Genomic DNA, 25,258 nt, shown 5'->3' with positions numbered 1-25,258 from the left:
GTACTGGGGTCAGTACTTCGGCCCTACGTGTGCGTCCATGAGGGTTACGGAGGCGCGGCGGGCGACGGAGATGTTGTACGGGTTGCCGTTGCGGGTGCAGCGCGTCCACTCGATGCCGAGTTTGTCGAGTGTGTCGGTGTAGAGCTGCCTGATGTCGTCGGAGACATTGGTGAAGAAATACCGCGGGTACTCGTAGCGCTTACGCTCGCCGCCGACCAGACTAGTGGTCCAGTTGGTGATCCGGCAGCCGTCCGAGTGGATGAGCCCTCGGACGAACTCCCACGGGTGGGCGTCCACGATCTCCTGCTGCCAGGACTCGAGGGCTATGGTCCGCTCGTGCTTCTTGCCGGGGCCGTGCTGCGGGAACATGCAGGTCCAGTGCTTCGTGTACGACTTGACCTCGGCGCAGCCGGGCTTGTACCGCGTTCTGACGCTTGGGAGCGGCATCACCTTGCGCATCGCTTCTTCGGCGGCAGCGATCAGTCCTACCTGCGTCGCGTTGCAGAAGATCGACAGGTGGTGCTCGCTTGCGCTTCGAGATGATGTGTCCGTCCCCGAGATAGAGGCCCAGCAGGTACGCGTAGGCGCGCTGGTCGAAGTCGCGGCCCGTGCACTTGGGGCAGTCCATCGGCTGTTCGTACACCTCGCCCCGCAGTCTGCGGTCTTCGCTGCGCCACCAGCCCACTGTCCCGCGAGGGATGTTGAGACGTTCTGCGACGATGCGATTGGGGACGCCGCTTCGCATCAGAGCGACCGCTTGGGCACGAATGGAGGGGCTGTGCTGGTCCATGCGGCTACTGTGCGTCACGCAAAGTGGCCGTACGTATCAAAAAGCGGATGTTCACGAGAACGTGAACATCCGCTTTTCAGGGTGCCGGGTGCGGGATTCGAACCCGCAAGCCGTGAGGCGCGGTCTTTTGAGGACCGTGTGTATGCCGATTCCACCAACCCGGCCTGAGTGGCTGCACGGAAGTGTACCGGGTCACCACAGCTCGCCGCCGCTAGGTACTCTGCATAGGCAGCTGTACCATGCCCGACCTGCGCAACGAGGAGCCCACGTGACCGCCCCCGAGTCGCCCCAGCCCGTAGCCGATGACGATGACAAGTCGCACGTGCCTCCGCTGACGACGCGTGTCGTCATCGCCGAGGACGAGGCGCTGATCCGTATGGATCTCAAGGAGATGCTGGAGGAGGAGGGCTACACCGTCGTGGCTGAGGCCGGTGATGGTGAGGAGGCGGTGGAGCTGGCGCGGGAGCACAAGCCGGATCTGGTGATCTTGGATGTGAAGATGCCGAAGTTGGATGGCATCTCGGCGGCGGAGAAGATCGGTGAGGAGTCGATTGCTCCGGTGTTGATGCTGACGGCGTTCTCGCAGCGTGATCTGGTGGAGCGGGCGCGGGATGCGGGTGCGATGGCGTATCTGGTGAAGCCGTTCAGTAAGAGTGATGTGGTTCCGGCCATTGAGATGGCTGTGTCGCGGTACCAGCAGTTGAAGACGTTGGAGGAGGAGGTCGCGGACCTCTCTCAACGGTTGGAGACGCGGAAGCTGGTGGATCGGGCGAAGTCGATTCTGCAGACGGAGTATGGGCTGACGGAGCCGGCGGCGTTCCGTTGGATTCAGAAGACGTCGATGGATCGGCGTTTGTCGATGCAGCAGGTTGCTGAGGCGGTTATTCAGGATTCTGAGGAGAAGAAGGCGGCGAAGGGTCAGTAGTAGGCCCGGTTGTTTCTTTTCAGTGGCGAGGCCCGCCTCCCTTGTCTGGGAGGCGGGCCTCGTCGTGTGTGGGTGTCGGGTCAGTCTTCGCCGAGGTACGCCTTGCGTACGGATTCGTCGTGCAGGAGGTTCTGTCCTGTGCCGGAGAGGACGATCTTGCCGACTTCCATGACGTGGCCCTGGTCGGCGAGGGAGAGCGCCGCCTGGGCGTTCTGTTCGACGAGCAGGATGGTGGTGCCCTGGGACTTGAGTTCGGCGATGGTCGCCATGATCTTCTGCATCATGATCGGTGAGAGGCCCATGGAGGGTTCGTCGAGCATGAGGAGCTTCGGCTGGGACATGAGGGCGCGGCCCATGGCGAGCATTTGCTGTTCGCCGCCGGAGAGGGTGCCTGCGGCCTGTTTGCGGCGTTCGCCGAGGATGGGGAACAGCTCGTAGGCGCGCTGGATGTCCTTTTCGATTCCCGCTGTGTCTTTGCGGAGGAATGCTCCGAGTTGGAGGTTTTCCGCGATGGTGAGGCGGGGGAAGATGTGGCGGCCTTCGGGGGAGTGGGCGAGTCCGAGGGCGACGATCTTGTGGGCGGGGACTCCGCTCAGTGGTTTCCCGTCGAAGGTGATTTTGCCGCTGAGGGGCTTGAGGAGGCCCGAGAGCGTGCGCAGCGTGGTCGTCTTTCCGGCGCCGTTGGTGCCGATGAGGGTGACGACCTGGCCGGCTTCGACGCTGAAGGAGATGCCTTTGACGGCTTCGATTTTGCCGTAGGCGACCTTGAGGTCTTCGACCTCGAGGAGTGCGGTCACTTCTGCTCTCCTTCAACGCTGGTGGTGCTGGTGGCGCTGTGTGCCTCGGCGGCTTCGACTTCTTCGAGTGCGCTGTCTTCGGGGGCGCCTTCGAAGGGGGTGCCGAGGTAGGCGGCGACGACGCGTTCGTCGCTCTGGACGACGTCGGAGGTGCCTTCGACGAGTTTTTCGCCTTGGACGAGGCAGGCGACGCGGTCGCAGAGGTTGAAGACGAAGCGCATGTCGTGCTCGATGAGGAGGACGGCGATGCCTTTGTCGCGGATGGCGAAGACGAGTTCTTCGGTGGCGCGGGTTTCCTGGGGGTTCATGCCGGCGGTGGGCTCGTCGAGGAGGAGGAGTCCGGGTTCGCTGGCGAGGGCGCGGGCGATTTCGAGCTTGCGTTGTTCGCCGTAGGGGAGGTTGCGGGCGAGGTGGTCGCGTTTGGCGGCGAGGCCGATGAACTCGAGGAGTTCCATGGCGCGTTCTTCGCTCTCGCGTTCGGCTTTCCTGAAGCCGGGGCCGCGCAGCAGCGCCGACCAGAGGCCTTCCTTCGTCCGCGTGTGGCGGCCGACGAGCACGTTTTCCAGGACGGTCATGTTGGCGAAGAGCCGGATGTTCTGGAACGTGCGGGCGATGCCGGCCTTGGTGACGAGGTGCGGCTTGGGCGGGAGGACGGTGCCTTTGTAGGAGACGGTGCCTTCGGTGGGGACGTACAGGCCCGTGAGGCAGTTGAAGAAGGTTGTCTTGCCTGCGCCGTTGGGTCCGATGAGGCCGACGATTTCGCCGCTGTTGACGGTGAAGTCGACGGAGCGTACGGCGGTGAGGCCGCCGAAGCGCATCGTGACGTTGGTGGCTTCGAGTACCGGGGTGCCGGTCGTGGTGGAAGTGGTCATGGTGGTCATGCCCCCGCCTTGGTGACGCTGACGGCGGTGTCGTCGGTGTCGTCGGTTCGTTGTTCGGGTACGTCGAGTTGGCCGGTTTCGTGGAACTCGAGTTGCTGGCGGCGGTTGGCGATGATGCCTTCGGGCCGGAAGCGCATGAGCAGGATGAGGGCGATGCCGAAGGCGAGGAGCGACTTGTCCTGCAGGAAGACGAGCTTCTCGGGGAGCAGGTAGAGGAGTGCCGCGCCGAGGAGGGGGCCTGCGACGGTGCCCATGCCGCCGAGGACGACGGCGGCGAGGAGGAAGGCCGAGTTGGGCGGGGTGGAGCCGGCGAACTGGTATGGCGTGGGGACGACGCTGTAGGTGACGTGGGCGCTGACGGTGCCGGCGAGGCCGGCGAGGGCGGCGCCGAGTGCGAAGGCGATGAGCTTGACCCGGAAGCCGTTGATGCCCATGGCGGTGGCGGCGGTCTCGTCCTCGCGGATGGCGATCCAGGAGCGGCCGATGCGGGAGTCGGCGGCGCGGGTGTATACGAGGACGACGATGGCCATGATGAGGACCATCAGCAGGTAGTAGTTGGCGAAGCGGCCGAGGGTGAACCCGCCGAGGTCGTGCGCCTTGCCGAAGTTGAATCCGAAGAAGTTCAGGTCCGGGATGGACGGGATGCCGTTCGGGCCGTTGGTGATGTCGGGGCCGGAGTCGCCGTCCATGTTGTTGACGGCGATGCGGAAGATCTCTCCGAAGCCGAGGGTGACGATGGCGAGGTAGTCGCCGCGGAGCCGCAGGGTGGGGGCGCCGATGAGGACGCCGAAGATCAGGGATGCGGCGGCGCCGGCGAGGGCGGAGGCCCAGAAGGGGAACTGGACGCCGGAGAAGCGGGAGAACTCGGAGCCGGAGACGAGGGCGGCGGTGTAGGCGCCGACGCCGAGGAAGGCGACGTATCCGAGGTCGAGGAGGCCTGCGAGGCCGACGACGATGTTCAGACCGAGTGCGACGGTTCCGAAGATCAGGATGTTGACGCCGATGTTGGCGTAGTGGTCGTCGGTCTGGGTGAAGGGGAACGCGATGGCGGCGACGAAGCCCATGGCGAGCGTGAAGCTGCGGTTGTGGGCGACGAGGCGGGAGAACCGGTCGAGGAGGCCCCCGGTGTGCAGGGCCCAGATGGCGAAGGCGACGACGATGAGGTAGCCGATGAAGAGTTCGCCGTATTCGGTGTCGATGCCGTAGGTGAAGACGCCGAGGCCGACCGCGGTGACGACGGTGATGATGAGCCGTTCGATCCAGGGGGAGACGGCTTGGGGGGCGGGGATGTGTTCGGCCTTGGCGATGGAGGCCTTGAGGGTCTCCCTGGTGTCGCCGGTGCTCTCCTGGGGGAGGGCGAGGGCGCCGAGGAGGGGGAGTACGGCGGCGATGGCCGCGACCCAGCCGCCGGGTTCGAGGTTGGCGAGGCCGCCGAGTTCGACGCTGATCGCGATGATCGTGAACCAGGTGGTGGCGAAGCCGCCGATTGCGGTGAGCACGAGCGGTGCGTTGTTGCGGGCGGGCAGGAGCCAGCCGAGGCCGCGGATGCCGCTCGACGCCAGGGTGAACAGGACGGTGAGGATGCCGGCTACGAAGGTGAGCCACTGGAGGCCGCCGGGGTAGCCGTTGATGGTGAGGTCGCCGGGGAAGTCGGAGGTCCAGGTCCAGGCGAGGAAGGCGGAGGCGGCGGTGGCGATGCCGCCGACGAGGAGGAGTGCGCGGGCGGCTGCGGTGGGCAGCGGCAGGAGGCCGCGCGTGGTGGGGGCGGGGGTGACCGGGGTGGTCTTGGTCTCGGTCATGTGATCACGCCCTGTCCGCGACGCGTTCGCCGAGCAGGCCTTGGGGCCTGACGAGGAGCACGATGATGAGGAGGCAGAAGGCCCAGACGTTGGCCCAGCTCTGGCCGCCGAGCTGGTGCATGCCGGGGATCTCGTCGATGTAGGCGGAGGCGAGGGTTTCCGCGATGCCGAGGACGATGCCGCCGAGCATGGCGCCGTAGATGTTCCCGATGCCGCCGAGGACGGCGGCGGTGAAGGCCTTGAGGCCCATGAGGAAGCCCATGCGGTAGTCGATGTTGCCGTACTTGAGGCCGTAGGCGACGGCGGCGACTGCGGCGAAGAAGCCGCCGATGGCGAAGGCGATGACGATGATGCGGTTGGTGTCGATGCCCATGAGCTGTGCGGTGTCCGGGTCCTGGGCGGTGGCCTGCATGGCCCGGCCGGTGCGGCTCTTGCGGACGAAGTAGGCGAGGGCGGACATGCAGATGATGGCGGCGCCGATCAGGAAGATGTCGGCGTCCTTGATGGTGATGGAGCCCAGGTCGTGGGTGGCGTCGAGGCCGGGGAAGGCGCGGGCGCGGTCGGCGCCGGGGTAGAAGTTGCGGACGACTTCCTGGAGGGCCAGGGAGAGGCCGATGGCGGTGATGAGCGGTGCCAGGCGTGGTGCTCCGCGCAGGGGTCGATAGGCGAATCGTTCCGCTCCGACCGCGATGAGGATGGCGACGATTCCGCCGCCTATCAGCATCAGGGGGACGGCGACAGCCATGGGGGTGCCGTCGGGCAGGATGTAGAAGTAGACCGTGAGGGCGCCGAACGCTCCGGTCATGAAGATCTCGCCGTGCGCGAAGTTGATGAGCTGGACGATGCCGTACACCATCGTGTAGCCGATGGCGATCAGCCCGTACATCGAGCCTAGGAGCAGCCCGTTGGCCAGCTGCTGCGGCAGGGTGTTCACCGCGTGGCCTCCATGTCGCTGGTGGTCGTGAGCACTGGTCGCGTGCTGGGTCTGGGTGTGGAAACGGGCCGCGCGGTCGGGGTCCTCCTTCCGCGCGGCCCGTGTGTGGCGTGCTGGGGGGCCTGGACTACTTGGCGGTGCCGGTCTTTACGGCCTTCCACTCGCCCTTTTCGACCTGGTACACCGTCAGCTGCTTGTTCGTGGTGTCGCCGTACTCGTCGAAGGAGACCTTGCCGGAGATGCCTTCGAAGTCGGACTTCTGGACCTCGTCGACCACCTTGGAGCGCAGGTCGTTGATGTCGGTGGGCACCTTGCCGCCGTTGGCGTCCACGGCGGCCTTCACGGCGTTGATGATCGCGGTCGCGGCGTCGTAGGAGTAGGCGCCGTAGGCACCGTAGTCGCCCTTGTAGCCCTTGGCCTTGTAGGTCTCGATGAACTGCTTGGCGGCGGGCAGGGTGTCGGCGGGGACGCCGATGGCGGTGGCGAGGTCGCCCTCGGCGGACTTGCCGGCGGTCTCGATGTAGGTGGAGGCGAACATGCCGTCGCCGCCGAACAGCGGGATCTTGACGCCGGCGTCCTTGAGCTGCTTGGTGATCAGCGAGGACTCGTCGTACTGGCCGCCGTAGTAGAGCAGGTCGGCGCCCGAGTTCTTGATCTTGGTGACGAGGGAACCGAAGTCCTTGTCGCCGGTGTTGACGTGGTCGGTGGCGACGACCTTGCCGCCGAACTCCTTGAACTTCTCGTTGAAGATCTTCGCCAGGCCGGCGCCGTAGGTCTGCTTGTCGTCGACGACGAAGGCCTTCTTCTTCTTGAGGCCGCTGTAGGCGTACTCGGCGGCGAAGCTGCCCTGGAGCTCGTCGGTGGTGGCGGTGCGGAAGTACGTCTTGAACGGACGCTTCTTGTCCGTCTGCCAGTTCTTGCCCTGGGTCAGCTCGGGGGCGGTGTTCGACGGGGAGATCTGGACCATGTTGGCCGAGGCGAACACCTGCTGCATCGTCTGGGCGACGCCGGAGTTCAGCGGGCCGACGGCGCCGACGGAGGTCTTGTCGCCGGTGATGGCGGTGGCGTTCGACTGGCCGGTGGCGGGCTGGGCCTTGTCGTCGTAGGCCTTGAGCTTGAAGGTCACCCCGGGCACGAGCTTCTTCTTGTTGGCGTCGTCGACGGCGATCTGGGCGCCGTACTGGATGCCGAGGCCGGTGGTGGAGTTCTCACCCGAGAGCGGGGCGTCGACGCTGATGGTGAGGGTGGTGCTGCTGCCGTTGTCCTTGGAGTCGCCGCTGCCTTCGTCACGGGAGCCGCAAGCGGTGAGGGTCAGAGCTCCGGTGGTCAGCACGGAGGTAAGTATCACCAGAGAACGCTGTCGCACAATCAGTCCTTTCGGCAGGCAGGATCGTCCCCCTTCTGGGACGATCTGTGCCGCGCTGGTACCGAACTCCCGATGGAGCGGTGACTGGGCGTGACTCTAAGCCCGGTGCCTGGCCAGAGGCATCTACGCGGGCTGGCTTGTGACTTTCTTGTTATGACGTGCCGGAATCCTCCCTTCCGCAAAGGTGACTCTCGGCCGGTTTGGTGGAGTTCCCAAAAGTCCACATTTTGAGAATCTGCACTTCCCCTTGCGGATGGGCCGGACCTGGGGGAAATGCCGTCGCGGGCGCTGCGGAGCAGCTCGGAAAGATCGCGGGAGTGCGCTCCGCCGAAGATGAAACCGCGCTGCTGTATTGCGCGCGTGTTACGCAGCGTTACATTCAGGAGGGGAGACCGGCGTCCCGCGTGGCGAGTTGACGGAGCCGGTGATGATGTTGTGGCCCGGCCGGGGTGCGGCTTCGGGCGGCGGCCTGGCGGGAAAGAGCCGTCCCGCCAGGCCGCCCGCTGCCGGGGTAGTGGCGGGTGCTAGGGCAGCTTCACGTAAGGCGCGAGGAAGGCCCGCGCGCCGGGAGTGTCCAGCCGGTACGACACGTTCGTCGCGTAGCACGGGGTGTCGCCCGTGATGGTCGTGGCCGCGAGGACGTTCTTGCCGCCGATGACCGCGAAGTTGGGACCGCCAGAATCGCCGTAGCAGGCGCCGCCGTTGCCCTGGGGCGCGGTCATGCCGAGGCGCACCCAGGCGTCGTTGAGGGCGTTGAAGGTCACGGGGGCCTTCATGCGGACGCCGCCGCCGGGGTGGGTCTGGCCGCCGGGGCCGTTGACGGCCTCCTGGGTGCCGTAACCGGCGACGAACCAGTCGGTGGAGTTCAGCCCCTGCGGGCCGAGCGCGCCCAGCTGGTTCGCGGCCGGCAGGGTGGCAGGCGTGAAGGACCAGCGCGACTTGACCTTCGCGGCGGGCAGTTCGATCACCGAGATGTCGTGCGGGTCCGACGCGGGGCCCGGGTAGTCGGGGTGGGTGTGGGCGGTGCCCTGGACGGCGACGGCGCCGGCCTGGGCGGCGGGGTCGCCCGGGTACTTCTTCGCGGCGGCGTCCAGCCCGGCCTGCACGTCCTGGTCGAGCGAGACGTAGAACTTCACGTTGTCCGGCCAGTCGGTGGTGCAGTGCGCGGCGGTCAGGAACGTGTCCGCGTCGATCATGGTGCCGGAGCAGACCCAGTCGACCCGGTCCGGGGTCGCCGGGTCGTCGTCGTTGTCCCAGGTGGCGACGAGCGCGCCGACCTCGGTGCGTTCGGGCGCGGGCGTCGCGTTGTAGGAGTTGATCGCGGCGGAGGGCAGCGCGGTGGCGAGCACGGCGGCACAGGCCGCTGCGGTGACGGCGGTGGCGCGTACGGCGGTCAAGTAGAGCCCCTTCGATCGCAGTGCGTGTGGAACGGGTGTTCTCCTGCGGGAGGTGCTCGCCAGTGAAGCGCCTGGGGCGGGCCGCAACAAGAGCGCGGCCCGCCCCGGAACGGAGCCTCTGTGTCAGCCCGCGGCGCGGACGCGCTCCTCGTCGCTGGGGCCGACATCCCGCAGCAGGCACGTCAGCCGCGCCGTGCAGACGCGCTTGTCCTGCTCGTCCGTGATGACGATCTCGTACGTGGCCGTGGAGCGGCCCCGGTGCAGCGGCGTCGCGACGCCGGTCACCAGGCCCGAGCGCACCCCGCGATGGTGCGTGCAGTTGAGGTCGACGCCGACGGCGATCTTCGTGCTGCCGCCGTGCAGCATCGAGCCGACCGAGCCGAGGGTCTCGGCGAGCACGGCGGAGGCGCCGCCGTGCAGCAGTCCGTACGGCTGGGTGTTGCCCTCGACGGGCATGGTGCCGACGACGCGGTCCGCCGACGCCTCCTTGATCTCGATGCCCATACGGGTGCCGAGGTGCCCCGCGGAGAAGAGCGCGGGCAGATCGACGCCGAGCGAGGCGTACTCGTCGATGACCTTTTGCGGGAACTTCACGGTGTGCTGTTCGCCCATGGGGTGGCCGGGCTCCGTTCGTTGTCTCGCCGCCGTTGCCGTACGGCGGTGCATGGCAGGTGCACCGTTTTATCAGGACAGCTGAGCGAACGCTTAGGCCGGGTCTTCTGTTCCCGACTCTGTTCCCGACTTCTGTGCAGTGGTGCCCGTCGTCAGGCCCCGCGCCGTCCAGCCGTACCGCGACCGGCTTGCTCTCGTCAGCGCTCCCGTCGTACGACGGGTCCGCTCATCGGCGCTCCAGGCGTATGACGACGGACTTGCTCACGGGCGTGTTGCTGGTGTCGGCGGTCGCGTCGAGCGGGACCAGGACGTTCGTCTCCGGGTAGTACGCCGCGGCGCAGCCGCGCGTGGTGGGGTAGTGCACCACGCGGAAGCCGGGTGCCCGCCGCTCCACGCCGTCCTCCCACTCGCTGACCAGGTCCGTGTACGCTCCGTCGGCCAGGCCGAGCGCGGCAGCGTCGTCCGGGTTGACCAGGACGACCCGGCGGCCGTTCTTGATGCCGCGGTAGCGGTCGTCGAGGCCGTAGATCGTGGTGTTGTACTGGTCGTGCGAGCGCAGTGTCTGCAGCAGCAGACGGCCTTCGGGAACCGTCGGGTACTCGACGGGGGCGGCCGTGAAGTTGGCCTTGCCGGTGGCCGTCGGAAAGCGGCGCTCGTCGCGCGGGCCGTGGGGCAGGACGAATCCGCCGGGTCGGGCCACGCGCGCGTTGAAGTCCTCGAAGCCGGGGATGACGCGCGCGATGCGGTCGCGGATCGTCGCGTAGTCCTTCTCGAACTCCTCCCACGGGGTGCGGCTGTCCTCGCCCAGCACGCGCCGCGCGAGACGGCACACGATGGCCGGCTCGGACAGCAGCTGCGGGCTCGCCGGCTCCAGGCGGCCGCGCGAGGCGTGCACCATGCTCATGGAGTCCTCGACGGTCACGAACTGCTCGCCGCTGCCCTGCAGGTCCCGCTCGGTGCGGCCCAGCGTGGGCAGGATCAGGGCGCGCGCGCCCGTGACGACGTGCGAGCGGTTGAGCTTCGTCGACACGTGCACCGTCAGGCGTGCGCGGCGCATCGCCGCCTCGGTCACGTCGGTGTCGGGCGAGGCCGACACGAAGTTGCCGCCCATCGCGAAGAAGACCTTCGCCTCGCCGTCCCGCAGCGCGCGGATGGCCCGTACGACGTCGTAGCCGTGCTCGCGCGGGGGAGCGAAGCCGAACTCCTTCTCCAGGGCGTCGAGGAAGGCGGGCGCGGGGCGCTCGAAGATGCCCATCGTGCGGTCGCCCTGCACGTTGGAATGGCCGCGGACCGGGCACACGCCCGCGCCCGGGCGGCCGATGTTGCCGCGCAGCAGCAGGAAGTTGACCACCTCGCGGATGGTCGGCACCGAGTGCTTGTGCTGGGTCAGGCCCATGGCCCAGCACACGACGGTGCGCTTCGAGGCCAGCACCATGCGCAGCGCTTCCTCGATCTCTTCGCGCGTGAGGCCGGTCGCGGTCAGCGTCTCGTCCCAGTCGGCCGCCCGCGCGGCCTCCGCGAACTCCTCGTAGCCATGGGTGTGTTCGCGGACGAACTCCTCGTCGACCGCGCCGGACCCCGCGCCGGAGGCGCTGTCGTGCTCAGCGAGGATCAGCTTGTTGAGGAGCCGGAACAGGGCCTGGTCGCCGCCGATGCGGATCTGCAGGAACAGGTCGGTGAGCGCCGCGCCCGTGGCGAGGCCCTTGGGGGTCTGCGGGTTCTTGAACCGCTCCAGGCCCGCCTCGGGCAGCGGGTTGACCGAGATGATCCGCGCGCCGTTCGCCTTGGCCTTCTCCAGGGCGGAGAGCATCCGCGGGTGGTTCGTGCCCGGGTTCTGCCCGGCGACGATGATCAGGTCCGACTGGTAGAGGTCCTCCAGCAGGACGCTGCCCTTGCCGATGCCGATCGTCTCGGTGAGCGCGGAGCCCGAGGACTCGTGGCACATGTTGGAGCAGTCCGGCAGGTTGTTCGTACCGAGCTCGCGGGCGAACAGCTGGTAGAGGAACGCGGCTTCGTTGCTGGTGCGGCCCGAGGTGTAGAAGACGGCCTCGTCCGGCGAGGAGAGGGCCGCCATCTCCTCGGCGATGATGTCGAAGGCACGCTCCCACGGCACCGCCTCGTAGTGATCGGCGCCCTCCGCCAGATACATGGGGTGGGTGAGCCGGCCCTGCTGGCCCAGCCAGTAGCCGCTGCGGTTCGCGAGGTCCGCCACGGAGTGCGCGGCGAAGAAGTCGGGCGTGACGCGGCGCAGCGTCGCCTCCTCGGCGACCGCCTTCGCGCCGTTCTCACAGAACTCCGCCGTGTGCCGGTGCTCCGGCTCGGGCCAGGCGCAGCCGGGGCAGTCGAAGCCGTCCTTCTGGTTCACGCGCAGCAGCGTGAGCGTCGTGCGGCGCACGCCCATTTGCTGCTGCGCCATGCGCAGCGAGTGGCCGATCGCGGGCAGGCCCGCGGCAGCGTGCTTGGGGGCCGCGACCTGCGGCGCGTCCTGGACCGGGTCACCGGCGGGCGGCTTGGTGGCCATCGCTGCTCCTCTTCGGCACGATCTTCGGTCCCCTGCGACCGCGTGTGTGGCATACGTCGCAGATCCTGCCACGGCGCACTGACAACCGGCGCGGGTGGGCCGCCACGGCCCTGCAAGCATTGGTTGGCCCGGCTGCGGTGGCGGGCTCGGTTGTCAGTGGGCCGTGGCAGGATCGGGGGCGTGGCAGAGACAGCATCGAAGAAGACCGAGAAGACGACCGCCGGGGACCGGCCGCGCCTGATGCTCATGGACGGGCACTCGCTGGCGTACCGCGCGTTCTTCGCGCTGCCCGCGGAGAACTTCACCACCGCGACCGGCCAGCCGACCAACGCGATCTACGGCTTCGCGTCGATGCTGGCGAACACGCTGCGCGACGAGGCGCCCACGCACTTCGCGGTGGCGTTCGACGTGTCCCGCAAGACCTGGCGGGCCGAGCAGTTCGCGGAGTACAAGGCGAACCGCTCCAAGACCCCGGACGAGTTCAAGGGCCAGGTCGAGCTGATCGGCGAGCTGCTCGACGCCATGCACGCCGAGCGGTTCGCGGTGGACGGCTTCGAGGCGGACGACGTCATCGCCACGCTCGCGACGCAGGCCGAGGCGCAGGGCTTCGAGGTGCTGATCGTCACGGGCGACCGCGACTCGTTCCAGCTGGTCAGCGACCACACCACGGTGCTGTACCCGACGAAGGGCGTCTCCGAGCTCACGCGGTTCACGCCGGAGAAGGTCGAGGAGAAGTACGGCCTCACCCCCCAGCAGTACCCGGACTTCGCGGCGCTGCGCGGTGACCCGTCGGACAACCTTCCGGGTATTCCGGGCGTCGGTGAGAAGACTGCGACGAAGTGGATCACTCAGTTCGGTTCGTTCGCCGAGCTGGTGGAGCGCGTCGACGAGGTCAAGGGCAAGGCCGGGCAGAACCTCCGCGACCACCTGGAGGCGGTGAAGATGAACCGCGTCCTCACGGAGATGGTGCGGGACGTCGAGCTGCCCAAGACCGTCGACGACCTGGCCCGCGCCCCGTACGACCGCAAGGCCGTCGCCCTGTTCCTCGACACCCTGGAGATCCGCAACCCGTCGCTGCGCGAGCGGCTGCTCGCCGTCGACCCCGGCGCCGAGGAGCCCGAGGAGGCGCCCGTCGGGGAGGGCGTCCAGCTGGACGGCACCGTGCTGGGCGGGGGCGAGGTGGCGCCCTGGCTCGCCGAGCACGGCAAGGCGGTCCTGGGCCTGGCCACGGTCGACTCCTGGAAGCTCGGCAGCGGCGCAGTCGCTGAGATCGCGCTCGCCGCCGCCGGGGGAGCGGCCGCCTGGTTCGACCCGACGCAGCTGGACGAGGCCGACGAGACCGCGTTCGCGCAGTGGCTCGCCGACCCCGCGAAGCCCAAGGTGGTGCACAACGCCAAGGGCGCGATGCGGGTCTTCGCCGAGCACGGCTGGAGCATCGAGGGCGTGAGCATGGACACGGCCCTCGCCGCGTATCTGGTCAAGCCCGGCCGCCGCTCCTTCGCACTGGACGCGCTGTCCCTGGAGTACCTGGGCCGTGAGCTGGCACCGGCCGCCGCGGCCGACGGACAGCTCGCCTTCGGCACCGACGAGCAGGCCGAGGCCGAGGCGCTCATGGTGCAGGCCCGCACCATCCTCGACCTGGGCACCGCCTTCGGCGACAGGCTGCGGGACGTGGGCGCCGCCGAGCTGCTGCGCGACATGGAACTGCCCACGTCGGAGCTCCTTGCCCGCATGGAGCGGCACGGCATCGCCGCCGACCGCGCGCACCTCGAGGCCATGGAGCAGATGTTCGCGGGCGCCGTGCAGCAGGCCATAAAGGAGGCGCACGCCTCCGTCGGCCACGAGTTCAACCTCGGCTCGCCCAAGCAGCTCCAGGAAGTCCTCTTCGGCGAACTCGCCCTGCCCAAGACCAAGAAGACGAAGACGGGCTACACGACGGACGCGGACGCGCTCGCCTGGCTGGCGGCGCAGACCGACCACGAACTGCCCGTGATCATGCTGCGCCACCGTGAGCAGGCGAAGCTGCGCGTCACCGTCGAAGGCCTGATCAAGACGATCGCCGAGGACGGCCGCATCCACACCACCTTCAACCAGACGGTGGCGGCGACGGGCCGGCTGTCCTCCACCGACCCCAACCTGCAGAACATCCCGGTGCGCACGGACGAGGGCCGCGCCATCCGTCGCGGCTTCGTCGTCGGCGAGGGCTTCGAGTCCCTCATGACCGCCGACTACAGCCAGATCGAGCTGCGCGTGATGGCGCACCTGTCCGAGGACGAGGGCCTCATCGAGGCGTTCACCTCCGGCGAGGACCTGCACACCACCGTCGCCTCGCAGGTGTTCTCCGTGGAGCGGTCCGCGGTCGACGCCGAGATGCGCCGCAAGATCAAGGCCATGTCCTACGGCCTCGCGTACGGCCTTTCGGCCTTCGGCCTCTCGCAGCAGCTGAACATCGAGGCCGCCGAGGCGCGCGGGCTGATGGAGACGTACTTCGAGCGGTTCGGCGGCGTACGCGACTATCTGCGCCGCGTCGTCGACGAGGCCCGAGCCACGGGATATACGGAGACGCTGTTCGGCCGTCGCCGCTATCTGCCCGACCTCAACAGCGACAACCGGCAGCGCCGCGAGATGGCCGAGCGGATGGCGCTCAACGCACCCATCCAGGGCACTGCGGCCGACATCGTCAAGCTCGCCATGCTGAAGGTGGACCAGGCACTGACCGAGGCGCAGCTGAAGTCGCGGATGCTGCTCCAGGTCCACGACGAGATCGTGCTCGAGATCGCCCCCGGCGAGCGGGAGGCGGCCGAGGAGATCGTCCGCCGCGAGATGGCGTCGGCCGTGCAGCTGCGGGCGCCGCTGGATGTTTCTGTGGGGGTGGGGGCGGACTGGGAGTCGGCAGCGCACTAGCGCTGCCGCCGTTGTGGGCAGGCGTTCCGCCCCGCCTGCCCACAACGGTGAGGCGCGGCCGTGTCAACGCGGCGTCGCGGGCCCCGCGTCCGTGCGCGCTGAGGCCTCCGCTGCCGCGGAGGCGGAGTCGGCGGCAGTGGCCGGCCCCGCTGCCCGCAACCCCCGCACCCCCACTCCGTACAAGACAAACCCCACGGCCAGTCCTGCCCCCGCGCCGAAGCACAGCGTCGGGATCAGTTCCCACGCCTTGGCGGTCGCGCCCCAGTACGCCCACCAGCGGAGCGCCCGGTGCGCGGCACCCACCGCCGCGCATCCGCCGATCAGGACAGCCGCCAACCACCGCCCGCGGACGGACATTTCAGGCACACGAACAGGCTCGGCGGACGGTGACGGCAGCCGGCGCAGCGCCGAGCCGATGAACAGCGCGATCACCACCAGAGCCAGAGCCGAACCGCCGTACTGCGCGTACCAGTACAGCGGCGAGCCCGCGACCTCCTCGCCGAGCACGGGGAACACCCGCATCCCCCACCGGTCGAGATGCGTGAACGCATCCCATACGACATGCGTGGCCGCCCCGAGCACCACCGAGACGTACCCCCACACGATCAACGCCCCCGGGGACCACCGCCCCCGCTGCCCTGCTCCTTCGCCCCCGCGCAGCAGCGCATACGTACGGCCCTGCCAAGTACGCGGCAGCAGCGCCACCAACGGCTCGCGCAGCACCCTCCACACGCCGACGAGCGCCGCCGCGATAAGGGCGTCGACCGTGAACACACCCAGGGCGGAGTGCGTGTAATCCCCGAACTCCATGGCTCCGGGCAGCACACTCGCCGCGAAGTACGTCATGTCGGGCGTAAAAGAGCCCGCGACGAGCGCCGACGGAATCAGCAGCCCCCGCCCCGTGCCGTCACGGCGGATCACCGGCAGTACTGCGGCCGCATGGCTGAGCGTGAACGGCAAGAGTCCCCCTCGGACAGTTCCCCCTTGGACAGTGCCCCTTGGACAGTGCCCACTGATCGCGCCGCCCCGACCGTGCGCCCCGTAACCGTGTCGCGATCAATGCCGCCCAGTATGCGGGACGCGCCGATCGGGCCGATGCGGGTGCCCGGACGTGGAGGATGGCTGAAATCAGGAGTGGCCAACCGGTGAATATCGGGCACGAACAGGTGTCTAGGCGCCCCAAGTTGTCGTAGTGTCACGTGGGTCGCGCGCTGGGGAGCGCGGACGGTCCCGCACGATCGTCAATGGGAGGGGTTCTCGGAATGGCGGCGCACTTCGGCAGGAGGCTGCGCAAGGGGATGGCAACCGCCGCCCTGGCGGCGGCCACGGTCGCGGCACTGTCCGCGTCCCAGGCCCCCGGCCTGACCGACAGCGACACCGGTCGGCAGCGCACGGACAGCCCCGCGGCCGACACCGACACCGACCCCGGCGCGACCGGCAACTCCCCTTACTACATGGATCTGCCGCCCCTCAACAGCCCCACCGAGACGCCCAGCGACGGCGACGATGACGGTAGCGGCAACAGTGGTGAGACCGAAGCCGGCATACCCGCCACCGTCCTCGACGCGTACAAGAAGGCCGAGGCCGCCCTCGCGGAGTCCAAGCCCGGCTGCAACCTCCCCTGGCAACTGCTCGCGGCCATCGGCAAGGTCGAGTCGGGCCAGGCCCGCGGCGGACGCGTGGACGCGAATGGCACCACGACCGGCATCCTCGGACCGCCCCTCAACGGCAACGGCTTCGCGAAGATCACCGACACCGACGGCGGCGCGTACGACGGCGACACGGTGCACGACCGTGCTGTCGGCCCCATGCAGTTCATCCCCTCGACGTGGGAGAGCTGGGGCTCGGACGGCAACGGCGACGGCAAGAAGGACCCCAACAACATCTACGACGCGGCGCTCGCCGCCGGCCGCTATCTGTGTGCGGGCGACCGCGACCTGTCGGTCACCTCGCAGCTGCACGCGGCCATCCTCAGCTACAACCACTCGCAGGACTACCTGAACACGGTCCTGAAGTGGCTCGAGTACTACCGCAAGGGCACCCACGAGGTCCCGGACGGCACGGGCGTCCTGCCGACCGACCGCAGCGACGACAGCGACGGTCCGAGCCCCAGCCCGTCCCCGACCACTCCCGGGACGACCAAGCCCAGTACGCAGAAGCCGGGCACCACGAAGCCGGGCGGCGGTACGACGAGCCCCGCCCCGACCGATCCCGGAACCGGCTCGGCCACGCCCAGCCCTTCGCCCACCCCCACCGACACCGTGGCGCGCCTGGAGGACGCGGGCACCGGGGGCCTGACGGCGATGGCGGGCGACGCGTTCGGCGAGCGGGTGTCCGTGCGGGCCGAGTCCGCGTCGGGCGTGGGCGTGCCCAAGGTCAGGGTGCGGTTCACGATCGTCGGCGACACGGACGCGACCTTCACCGGCGGAGAGACCATCGCCACGGTCACCACGTCGGCGACCGGCACGGCCACGGCTCCGACGCTCCAGGCGGGCGAGAAGACGGGCGACTTCACCGTTCGCGCAGCCGTCGTGGGCCGCACCCTCTCCGGTCTCGACTACACGGCGACGGTCACCGAGCGCCAGGCCGACACCCTCGTACGCACCAGCGACACCGCGCTGACCTGCACGCCCGGCGGCCAGTTCGCGGACGCCGTCGAGGTCAAGGCCACCTACAAGGGCGCCGCCGCGGACGGTGTCGCGGCCACCGCGACCCTGATCAAGTCGGCGGACGACACCACGCAGAACGACAATGGCCCCTACTTCAAGGACGCCGACGGCAACCCCGTTCGCACCCTCACGGGCCTCGAGACGGACGCGAACGGTCTGCTGAAGCTGCCGCAGCTGTACGCGGACGACACCACCGGCACGTTCCTGCTCCGCATCAACACCACGGGCGGCGCGACGCTCACGGTCGAATTGAACGTGGAGGCGGCCACCGCCTCGTAAGCACGGCAGCTCGCACACAGCGGCGCCCCTCTGCCACCGCCGGCAGAGGGGCGCCGTTCTGCATGTGCAACGTGTTCTCATCTCGCGCGGCCGTTGCTACGGTGCCCCAGCCCTGACGCTGCATCAGATCACTGTCATCAGACCGCCGGGAGGCCCTCTGTGCGTGCCCTCATCGCCGCTGCCACCGGTCTCGCCGTCGCGTTCGCCCTGGTGCTCACGCTCACCGCCGTCGGCTCACCACCGGGCGAGACCTCACCGAACCCGCTGCTCACCACCGTCCCCGCACACCCCTGACCCGTAGGAGGGCCGTCGAGATGCGCCGCAAGGCCAGCCTGGTCCTGCTCGCCCTCGCCGTGTTCTGCACGGCGCTGTCCCCGCTCATGCGCTGGTACGGCTTCCCCCGGCTGGCGAAGATCCCGGCGAACCACTACCAGACCATGGTGCTGGAGGCGACGCCCGCGACCTTCCTCGATTACGGCACCATGCAGGCCAAGAAGGTTGGCAAGATCACCATCGTGCAGACCCTCAAGGGCAACGTGGAGGAGTCCGAAAAGATCGAGAAGAGCGCCGGCCGCGACGTCGTGGTCTGGGACGGGCTCTCCTACGTCCAGGGCCCGGACGGCAGCATGGTCTCCAAGATCCCCGAACGGTACATCTTTGACGCGCACACCCAGGAGCCCGTCCACGCACCCGGCGAGATGGTCGACGGGGACCCGGTCAAACGGGAGGGCATCGAGTTCAAGTGGCCCTTCCTGACCGAGAAGCGGGACTACGAGTACTTCGACGCCCAGGCCCGCATCACCACACCCATCCACTACAAGGGCACGCAGAACTTCCGCGGCGTCGAGGTCTACTACTTCGAGCAGACCATCCCCTGGACCAAGGTCAGCATGCCGAAGACGATGCCGGTCGAGGGCATCACCCCCGAGTCGGTCGCCAAGACGGGCACCACCCGCTGGTACACGACCGTGCGGAGGTTCTGGGTGGAACCCGTCACCGGCGCCCCGGTCTACGGCGAGGAGATCCACAAGGAGGAACTGCGCGGCGGAACGCTGCTCGGCGACCGCGACAAGGTCACGGTGTTCGCCGGACACGTCAAGATGCGCGAGGACTACATCAGGTCGACGGTCGCCCTGGTCAAGTCCCAGCGCACGCTCGTCCTGCTGCTGACGTCGTATCTGCCCTGGGGTTTCCTCGGCCTCGGCGTCGCCCTGCTCACGCTGTCGCTCGTACTGGAGGCGCGCGGCCGCAGGCCGGGGGACCCGGCGGCGGCGGGGGAGCGCCAGCCGGAGCCGCAACCGGTCAACGCCTGAGCCGCGCGTTCGTGTGGCGGGTGGGCTCGGCGGTGGCCGGGTCCTCGGGCCATGGGTGCTTGGGGTAACGGCCGCGCAGTTCGGCGCGCACGGACCGGTAGCCGTCGCGCCAGAAGGAGGCCAGGTCGGCGGTGACGGCGGCCGGGCGGCCGGCGGGCGAGAGCAGGTGTACGAGCAGCGGAACTCCGGCCACGCGCGGCGTCTCGGCAAGGCCGAACATCTCCTGCAGCTTCACGGCCAGTACGGGCTGTTCGGGGTCGCCGTAGTCGATCCGGATCCTGGACCCGCTCGGCACCTCGACGCGCTCGGGCGCCAGCTCGTCCAGTCGGACCGCCTCACCGGACGCCCACGGCAGCAGCCGCGTGAGCGCCTGGCCCGCGTCGATGCGCTCCAGATCGGTCCGCCTGTGGGCACGGCTCAGCTCGGGCTCCAGCCACTCGCCCACGCGCGCGTGCAGGGCATCGTCCGATACGTCCGGCCAGGGGGCGCCCTTGTGCCGGTACAGGAAGGCGAGCCGCTGCCGCAGCGCTTCGGCGTCCCGCGACCAGCGCAGCAGCCCCAGCCCCTCGCGCCGCAACCCCTCCATCAGCGCCTCGCGTACGAGGCCGGGGTCGGCGTCCTTGAGCGGGCTCACGACCAGCTCCACGGCCCCCAGCCGCTCGACACGCCGGGCGACGACGTCGCCGTCCGCCCAGCCGACCTCCTCGCCCTCGGCGTACAGGGAAGCGGCCGCCCGGCGCGCGGTCGCCTCGTCGATCACGGCGCCGAGCCGCACGCGCGCGTGCCCGGCCCCCACGGGCCGGTCGGCCACGGCCACCGCGATCCACGGTGTCCCGCGCAACGCGGAACCCTCGCCGAGTTCGGCACCGGTCCCGGACACCATGCGGTACACCCCTCCGCCCCGCACCTGCGCCACCCGCTCGGGAAACGCCAGCGCGGCAACGAGCCCGGCGACAAGGTCGTCGGTGTGCCGGGCGTACGCACCGCCGCCTGCGGACAGGGCCTGCGGAGCAGCACGGTTGTGCGCGCCCCTGCCGGGCGCGGCACCCCTGGCACGCCCGGCACCGTCGTCCGCCGGCCCGCGATCCGGGCGCTCGCCACCCGCGGGCACGGCGTGAATGGTGCCCGCGGCGTCCGAGCCGGACGCCGCGGCCCCGACGGCCTCGACAGACCGGGCGTCCGCTCCGCTCCCGTCGCGCGCGGCACCGACACGCGGGGCACCGTCGTCCGAGCGCTCGCGGTCCGGGGTCCTGCTGCCCGCGTGCCCGCTGTCCGCGGGCACGGCGTGAGTCGCATCCTCGGCGGCTGGGCCCGGCCCCGCGGCTTCGGCAGGCCGGGCGTCCGCTCCGCTCCCGTCGCGCGCGGCACCGACACGCGGGGCACCGTCGTCCGAGCGCTCGCGGTCCGGGATCCCGCTGTCCGCGTGCCCGCCGTTCGCGGGCACGGCGCGAGCCGCGTCGTCGGCGTCCGAGCCAGGCCCCGAGGCCTCGGCGGGCTCGGTGGACCGGGCGTCCGCCGCGCCCCCGCCCGGTGCGACAGCGGACTCCAGCCGCCGTGCCTCCGTCCGCCAGCGCGCCCCGTAGGCGTCACGGCCGCGGCGAGCGGTCCGCCAGGCCGCGGCCAGGTCGTCGCCGTACTCGCGCGGCGGCTCCTCGCTGAGTAGGGCGACCACCTCCGCGGCCCGCCGCGCTCCCACCTCGCCGGCCCCGTCGAGCAGGGCGCGCGCCAGCCGCGGATGGAGCCCGAGCCGTGCCATGCGGGTGCCCCGCTCGGTGGCCCGGCCGGCCGGGTCGACGGCACCGATGGCGTGGAGGACCTCCCGCGCCGCGGCCATCGCCCCGCCCGGCGGCGGATCGAGCAGCGCCAGACCCGACGCGTCCGGGTCGCCCCAGCACGCAGCCTGCAGAGCGAACGAGGCCAGGTCCGCCACCTTGATCTCCGGCGCCGGGAACCGCGGCAACCGCCCGTCCTCCGCCTCCGACCAGCACCGGTACACGGCACCCGGTGCCTCACGCCCGGCCCGTCCCGCCCGCTGCCGTCCCGCCGCCTGTGAGGCCCGCACCGTGGTCAGGGCGCTGAGCCCGCGCGCATGGTCCACGCGAGGCTCCCGCGCCAGCCCGGAGTCGACGACCACCCGCACCCCCGGCACCGTCAGACTCGACTCCGCGACCGACGTCGCCAGCACCACCCTGCGCGTACCGTCCGGCGAGCCCGCCAGCACCGCGTCCTGCACCGCTGTCGGCGCCCGGCCGTGCACCTGAAGCACCTCGACCCCGCCCAGCCCCGCCAGATGACCGGCCACCCGGGCGATCTCCCCGACCCCCGGCAGGAAACACAGGACATCCCCGCCCCGCTCCGCCAGCGCCCGCCGCACCACCGCCGCCACATGCGTCAGCAGCGCCGGATCCACCCGCATCCCGTGCGGCGGCCGCACCGGCTGCGCGGGCGGCGCCCACACCACGTCCACCGGATACGAGACGCCCTCCGCCTCCACCACCGGCGCACCGCCCAGCAGCCGCGCCCACCCCTCCGCATCGGTCGTCGCCGAGGCCGCCAGCAACCGCAGCTCCGGCCGCAGCGCCGCCCGTACGTCCAGCAGGAACGCCGCGACCGTGTCCGCGTCCAGATGCCGCTCATGGCACTCGTCGATGACCACCGCATCGACACCCGCCAACTCGGGATCCCGCTGCAGCCGCTGCAGCAGAACACCCGTCGTGACGACCTCCACGCGCGCGTGCCGCCCCACCACGCGCTCACCGCGCACCGTGTAACCCACCCGCTGCCCGGTCTTCTCGCCCAGCAGCCACGCCATCCGCCGGGCGGCGGCACGCGCGGCGATGCGCCTCGGCTCGGCGACGACGACGCGCCGCACCGCATCCCCTGCGCCCGCCGGAGAGTCGCCCAGCAGACCGGCCAGCGCCAGCGGCACGAACGTCGTCTTGCCCGTCCCGGGCGGCGCGCACAGCACCGCGGTGCCGTGTTCATCCAGCGCCTCCCGCAGCGCGGACACGGCGGTACGGACGGGCAGCCGCTCGAGGGCGTCGGTACGGATCACGCCCCCAGTCTCCAGCCCCGTGCGCACGTCACCTGACCGGTCCCGTAAGCAGTCACCGGTCCCGTACGCAGACGAAGATCGCCGTACCCGGGATCAGATTCCCGCGCAGCGGCGACCACCCGCCCCACTCCTGGCTGTTCCAGGCCGGCCACTCCGGCTCGACGAGGTCGACGAGCCGGAAACCCGCCGCGACCACGTCCCGGACGCGGTCACCGAGCGTCCTGTGGTGCTCGACGTACACGGCACGCCCCTGCTCGTCCTGTTCCACGTACGGCGTGCGGTCGAAGTATGAGGCGGCCACCGACAGGCCCTCCGGGCCCGGTTCGTCCGGGAACGCCCACCGGATGGGATGCGTGACGGAGAAGACGAACCTGCCACCGGGACGCAGCACACGGCGCACCTCCCGAAGGACCCGCACCGGGTCCGCGACGAACGGCAGCGCCCCGTACGCCGAGCAGGCCAGGTCGAAGGAGCCGTCCGCGAACGGCAGGGCCCCCGCATCGGCCTGCACCAACCCGACCCCGTCGGCGCCGATCCGCAGCGCGTGCTGCAGCTGCCGGTGCGAGAGGTCGAGTGCGACAGGCCGGGCGCCCTGCGCGGCCAGCCACCGCGAGCATTGCGCCGCGCCCGCACCGATCTCCAGGACGTGCTTGCCCTTCAGCTCGGCCGCGGGGCCCAGCAGCGCCGCCTGCGCCTCGTCGAGCCCTTCCGGGCCCCAGACGAAACGGTCGTCGCCGAGAAAGGCGCCGTGATCGCGCTGGTACTCGTCCGCGTTCCGGTCCCACCAGCCGCGACTCGCGCGACTGCTCTCCGTGACATCGGTCTCACGTCGAGTGGCTTCCGGTTCCGGCAGCTCAGGCTCTTGGATGGTCGGCTCCCTCGTCGTACTCTTCGGTCACCTGCTGCAGATCTGTCGTGACGGGTCTCGACGGCGTCGTGCCGCGGGGCTGCGCTGCCGCGCCGGTCGTGACGCTGCGTGCGTGTCGCGACGGAGTGCGGTGCGGCCCCTGTGGCCTCAGACAACAGGTCTTGTGCCGGGAATGCGGCGATCCGCCCCGGGTGTGCGCGTTCGCGCATTGACCCTGCCCCGCTGCCCCCGTATGCTACAAGTTGCGCTGCGGGCCTGCGCACCTCAGACATAGCAGGCTGCGCTCGCATCTGTTGTATGTCCCCTCGGTTGTCGAGGCGCTTTCCGTTTCAATGGAAAACCGGAAAACGTGCCTCCTAAGCTGTCCGGCTTCTGCAGAGCGAAACGGGCTCCCGGCGTAAGCAGTACCTACGACTCAATGTCCGTACCGGAGCCCTTTCCCACATGACGAGCAGCACCGAGACCACCGCCACCACCCCGCAGGTTGCGGTCAACGACATCGGTAACGAGGAAGCCTTCCTCGCCGCGATCGACGAGACGATCAAGTACTTCAACGACGGCGACATCGTCGACGGCGTCATCGTGAAGGTCGACCGGGACGAGGTCCTGCTCGACATCGGTTACAAGACCGAAGGTGTCATCCCGAGCCGCGAGCTCTCGATCAAGCACGACGTCGACCCGAACGAGGTCGTCGCCGTCGGCGACGAGATCGAGGCCCTGGTCCTCCAGAAGGAGGACAAGGAAGGGCGCCTGATCCTCTCGAAGAAGCGCGCCCAGTACGAGCGTGCCTGGGGCACGATCGAGAAGATCAAGGAAGAAGACGGCATCGTCACCGGTACCGTCATCGAGGTCGTCAAGGGTGGTCTCATCCTCGACATCGGCCTCCGCGGCTTCCTCCCGGCCTCTCTCGTCGAGATGCGCCGCGTCCGCGACCTCCAGCCGTACGTCGGCAAGGAGCTCGAGGCGAAGATCATCGAGCTGGACAAGAACCGCAACAACGTGGTCCTGTCCCGCCGTGCCTGGCTGGAGCAGACCCAGTCCGAGGTCCGCCAGACCTTCCTCACCACCCTCCAGAAGGGTCAGGTGCGGTCCGGTGTGGTCTCCTCGATCGTCAACTTCGGTGCCTTCGTGGACCTGGGTGGCGTCGACGGTCTGGTCCACGTCTCCGAGCTGTCCTGGAAGCACATCGACCACCCCTCCGAGGTTGTCGAGGTCGGCCAGGAGGTCACCGTCGAGGTCCTCGACGTCGACATGGACCGCGAGCGCGTCTCCCTGTCGCTGAAGGCGACCCAGGAGGACCCGTGGCAGCAGTTCGCCCGGACCCACCAGATCGGTCAGGTCGTCCCGGGTAAGGTCACCAAGCTCGTTCCGTTCGGTGCGTTCGTCCGCGTCGACGAGGGCATCGAGGGCCTGGTCCACATCTCCGAGCTGGCCGAGCGCCACGTGGAGATCCCGGAGCAGGTCGTCCAGGTCAACGACGAGATCTTCGTCAAGGTCATCGACATCGACCTCGAGCGCCGCCGCATCAGCCTCTCGCTGAAGCAGGCCAACGAGGCCTTCGGTGCCGACCCGGCCTCGGTCGAGTTCGACCCGACGCTGTACGGCATGGCCGCGTCGTACGACGACCAGGGCAACTACATCTACCCCGAGGGCTTCGACCCCGAGACCAACGACTGGCTCGAGGGCTACGAGACCCAGCGCGAGGCGTGGGAGCACCAGTACGCCGAGGCGCAGGCTCGCTTCGAGCAGCACCAGGCGCAGGTCATCAAGTCCCGCGAGGCCGACGCCCAGGCTGCGGCCGAGGGCGGCGACGCGGCGGGTGCGGCTCCGGCCGCGACCGGTGGGTCGTACTCCTCGGAGTCCGCGGACAACTCCGGGGCGCTTGCCTCGGATGAGGCGCTGGCTGCGCTGCGCGAGAAGCTCGCCGGTGGTCAGAGCTGAACTCGCCCAACCTTCGGCCGGGGGGACCCCCAGCCGCTAGGGCTTAGCCGGTAACACTGGGGCCCGCACCCTTTGGGTGCGGGCCCCAGTGCGTTGCCTGGGTAGCCCCGGCGCCCTAGTTTTCCGGTTGCCGGCCGTCGTGGGCTGTGCCCACCCTCCCCCAAGCTCTCGGCTTCGTTCGAGCAGGGGGGACCCCCGTCGCCCTGC

General features: G+C 69.6%; 17 protein-coding genes, 1 tRNA gene and 1 pseudogene. 6 read left to right on the top strand and 13 right to left on the bottom strand.

From position 1 onward, the window contains the following. Nucleotides 1–9: 9 nt before the first annotated feature. Nucleotides 10–790: pseudogene (locus ABT009_RS20700) on the bottom strand (helix-turn-helix domain-containing protein). 82 nt (nt 791–872) lie between these two features. Further along, nucleotides 873–954 (bottom strand) — tRNA-Leu (locus ABT009_RS20695). A gap of 104 nt (nt 955–1,058) precedes the next feature. Between ABT009_RS20695 and ABT009_RS20690 the strand changes: the two genes are divergently transcribed. Beyond that, on the top strand, nt 1,059–1,715 hold the full coding sequence (locus tag ABT009_RS20690; RefSeq protein ID WP_351296572.1) for an ANTAR domain-containing response regulator: 657 nt from the start codon (nt 1,059–1,061) through the stop codon (nt 1,713–1,715). An 80-nt stretch (nt 1,716–1,795) separates the two neighbouring features. On the opposite strand, the gene ABT009_RS20685 is transcribed toward ABT009_RS20690, so the two are convergent. The 8 genes from ABT009_RS20685 to ABT009_RS20650 all read right to left on the bottom strand — a co-directional run bounded on the left by ABT009_RS20685 (nt 1,796) and on the right by ABT009_RS20650 (nt 12,022). After that, entirely contained in the window at nt 1,796–2,512 is a 717-nt protein-coding gene (locus tag ABT009_RS20685; RefSeq protein ID WP_351296569.1) for an ABC transporter ATP-binding protein, read from the bottom strand. Beyond that, nucleotides 2,509–3,393, bottom strand: coding sequence for an ABC transporter ATP-binding protein (locus tag ABT009_RS20680; RefSeq protein ID WP_351296566.1), 885 nt, complete (start codon nt 3,391–3,393; stop codon nt 2,509–2,511). Before ABT009_RS20680 ends, ABT009_RS20685 begins: the two co-directional genes overlap by 4 nt. Continuing rightward, on the bottom strand, nt 3,390–5,192 hold the full coding sequence (locus ABT009_RS20675; RefSeq protein WP_351296563.1) for a branched-chain amino acid ABC transporter permease: 1,803 nt from the start codon (nt 5,190–5,192) through the stop codon (nt 3,390–3,392). Before ABT009_RS20675 ends, ABT009_RS20680 begins: the two co-directional genes overlap by 4 nt. Before the next feature lie 4 nt (nt 5,193–5,196). Then, nucleotides 5,197–6,126, bottom strand: coding sequence for a branched-chain amino acid ABC transporter permease (locus tag ABT009_RS20670; protein ID WP_351296560.1), 930 nt, complete (start codon nt 6,124–6,126; stop codon nt 5,197–5,199). A gap of 127 nt (nt 6,127–6,253) precedes the next feature. Beyond that, the gene (locus tag ABT009_RS20665) at nt 6,254–7,477 is read right to left on the bottom strand and encodes a branched-chain amino acid ABC transporter substrate-binding protein (RefSeq protein WP_351297049.1); all 1,224 of its coding nucleotides are present in this window, start codon (nt 7,475–7,477) and stop codon (nt 6,254–6,256) included. Between the two features lie 539 nt (nt 7,478–8,016). Next, nucleotides 8,017–8,889 carry a trypsin-like serine protease gene (locus ABT009_RS20660; RefSeq protein ID WP_351296557.1) on the bottom strand — a complete coding sequence of 291 codons (873 nt, stop codon included), beginning with the start codon at nt 8,887–8,889 and terminating at the stop codon, nt 8,017–8,019. A 123-nt stretch (nt 8,890–9,012) separates the two neighbouring features. Beyond that, on the bottom strand, nt 9,013–9,501 hold the full coding sequence (locus tag ABT009_RS20655) for a PaaI family thioesterase (RefSeq protein ID WP_351296554.1): 489 nt from the start codon (nt 9,499–9,501) through the stop codon (nt 9,013–9,015). Nucleotides 9,502–9,727: 226 nt separating this feature from the next. Further along, on the bottom strand, nt 9,728–12,022 hold the full coding sequence (locus ABT009_RS20650; protein WP_351296551.1) for an FdhF/YdeP family oxidoreductase: 2,295 nt from the start codon (nt 12,020–12,022) through the stop codon (nt 9,728–9,730). A 180-nt stretch (nt 12,023–12,202) separates the two neighbouring features. Between ABT009_RS20650 and polA the strand changes: the two genes are divergently transcribed. Next, the gene (gene polA, locus ABT009_RS20645) at nt 12,203–14,926 is read left to right on the top strand and encodes a DNA polymerase I (RefSeq protein WP_351296548.1); all 2,724 of its coding nucleotides are present in this window, start codon (nt 12,203–12,205) and stop codon (nt 14,924–14,926) included. 63 nt (nt 14,927–14,989) lie between these two features. On the opposite strand, the gene ABT009_RS20640 is transcribed toward polA, so the two are convergent. Then, a complete protein-coding gene (locus ABT009_RS20640) occupies nt 14,990–15,886 on the bottom strand; it encodes a DUF4184 family protein (RefSeq protein WP_351296545.1) in 897 nt (298 codons plus the stop codon). A gap of 302 nt (nt 15,887–16,188) precedes the next feature. Between ABT009_RS20640 and ABT009_RS20635 the strand changes: the two genes are divergently transcribed. The 3 genes from ABT009_RS20635 to pgfA all read left to right on the top strand — a co-directional run bounded on the left by ABT009_RS20635 (nt 16,189) and on the right by pgfA (nt 19,187). Beyond that, nucleotides 16,189–17,874 (top strand): lytic transglycosylase domain-containing protein, encoded by a 1,686-nt coding sequence (locus ABT009_RS20635; RefSeq protein ID WP_351296542.1) that lies wholly within the window; start codon nt 16,189–16,191, stop codon nt 17,872–17,874. Nucleotides 17,875–18,033: 159 nt separating this feature from the next. Then, the gene (locus ABT009_RS20630) at nt 18,034–18,168 is read left to right on the top strand and encodes an SPW_0924 family protein (protein WP_351296539.1); all 135 of its coding nucleotides are present in this window, start codon (nt 18,034–18,036) and stop codon (nt 18,166–18,168) included. A 20-nt stretch (nt 18,169–18,188) separates the two neighbouring features. After that, the gene (pgfA, locus tag ABT009_RS20625; protein ID WP_351296536.1) at nt 18,189–19,187 is read left to right on the top strand and encodes a cell envelope lipid trafficking protein PgfA; all 999 of its coding nucleotides are present in this window, start codon (nt 18,189–18,191) and stop codon (nt 19,185–19,187) included. On the opposite strand, the gene ABT009_RS20620 is transcribed toward pgfA, so the two are convergent. Together ABT009_RS20620 and ABT009_RS20615 are read right to left on the bottom strand one after the other, a co-directional pair. After that, nucleotides 19,177–22,242, bottom strand: coding sequence for an ATP-dependent helicase C-terminal domain-containing protein (locus tag ABT009_RS20620; protein ID WP_351296533.1), 3,066 nt, complete (start codon nt 22,240–22,242; stop codon nt 19,177–19,179). The two genes, pgfA and ABT009_RS20620, sit on opposite strands and share 11 nt — an antisense overlap. Nucleotides 22,243–22,294: 52 nt before the next feature. Then, a complete protein-coding gene (locus ABT009_RS20615) occupies nt 22,295–23,110 on the bottom strand; it encodes a class I SAM-dependent methyltransferase (protein WP_351297046.1) in 816 nt (271 codons plus the stop codon). Nucleotides 23,111–23,554: 444 nt separating this feature from the next. Here ABT009_RS20615 and rpsA point away from each other — a divergent pair, with 444 nt between their 5' ends. Continuing rightward, a complete protein-coding gene (rpsA, locus tag ABT009_RS20610; RefSeq protein WP_351296530.1) occupies nt 23,555–25,051 on the top strand; it encodes a 30S ribosomal protein S1 in 1,497 nt (498 codons plus the stop codon). The last annotated feature ends 207 nt before the right edge of the window (nt 25,052–25,258 follow it).

Origin of the sequence: Streptomyces sp. NPDC002896 (assembly GCF_040295225.1) — a bacterium.
In the GTDB taxonomy this organism is placed as follows: Bacteria; Actinomycetota; Actinomycetes; order Streptomycetales; family Streptomycetaceae; genus Streptomyces.
Note: the sequence above shows the minus strand (reverse complement) of the source record. Positions and strands in the feature narration are given on the sequence as shown.

What these genes read in the sequence shown, in the direction of transcription:
- ABT009_RS20680 (WP_351296566.1), bottom strand. Translation starts at nt 3,393, where the DNA reads ATGACCACCATGACCACTTCCACCACGACCGGCACCCCGGTACTCGAA.
- ABT009_RS20675 (WP_351296563.1), bottom strand. Translation starts at nt 5,192, where the DNA reads ATGACCGAGACCAAGACCACCCCGGTCACCCCCGCCCCCACCACGCGC.
- ABT009_RS20655 (WP_351296554.1), bottom strand. Translation starts at nt 9,501, where the DNA reads ATGGGCGAACAGCACACCGTGAAGTTCCCGCAAAAGGTCATCGACGAG.
- ABT009_RS20650 (WP_351296551.1), bottom strand. Translation starts at nt 12,022, where the DNA reads ATGGCCACCAAGCCGCCCGCCGGTGACCCGGTCCAGGACGCGCCGCAG.
- ABT009_RS20635 (WP_351296542.1), top strand. Translation starts at nt 16,189, where the DNA reads ATGGCGGCGCACTTCGGCAGGAGGCTGCGCAAGGGGATGGCAACCGCC.
- pgfA (WP_351296536.1), top strand. Translation starts at nt 18,189, where the DNA reads ATGCGCCGCAAGGCCAGCCTGGTCCTGCTCGCCCTCGCCGTGTTCTGC.
- rpsA (WP_351296530.1), top strand. Translation starts at nt 23,555, where the DNA reads ATGACGAGCAGCACCGAGACCACCGCCACCACCCCGCAGGTTGCGGTC.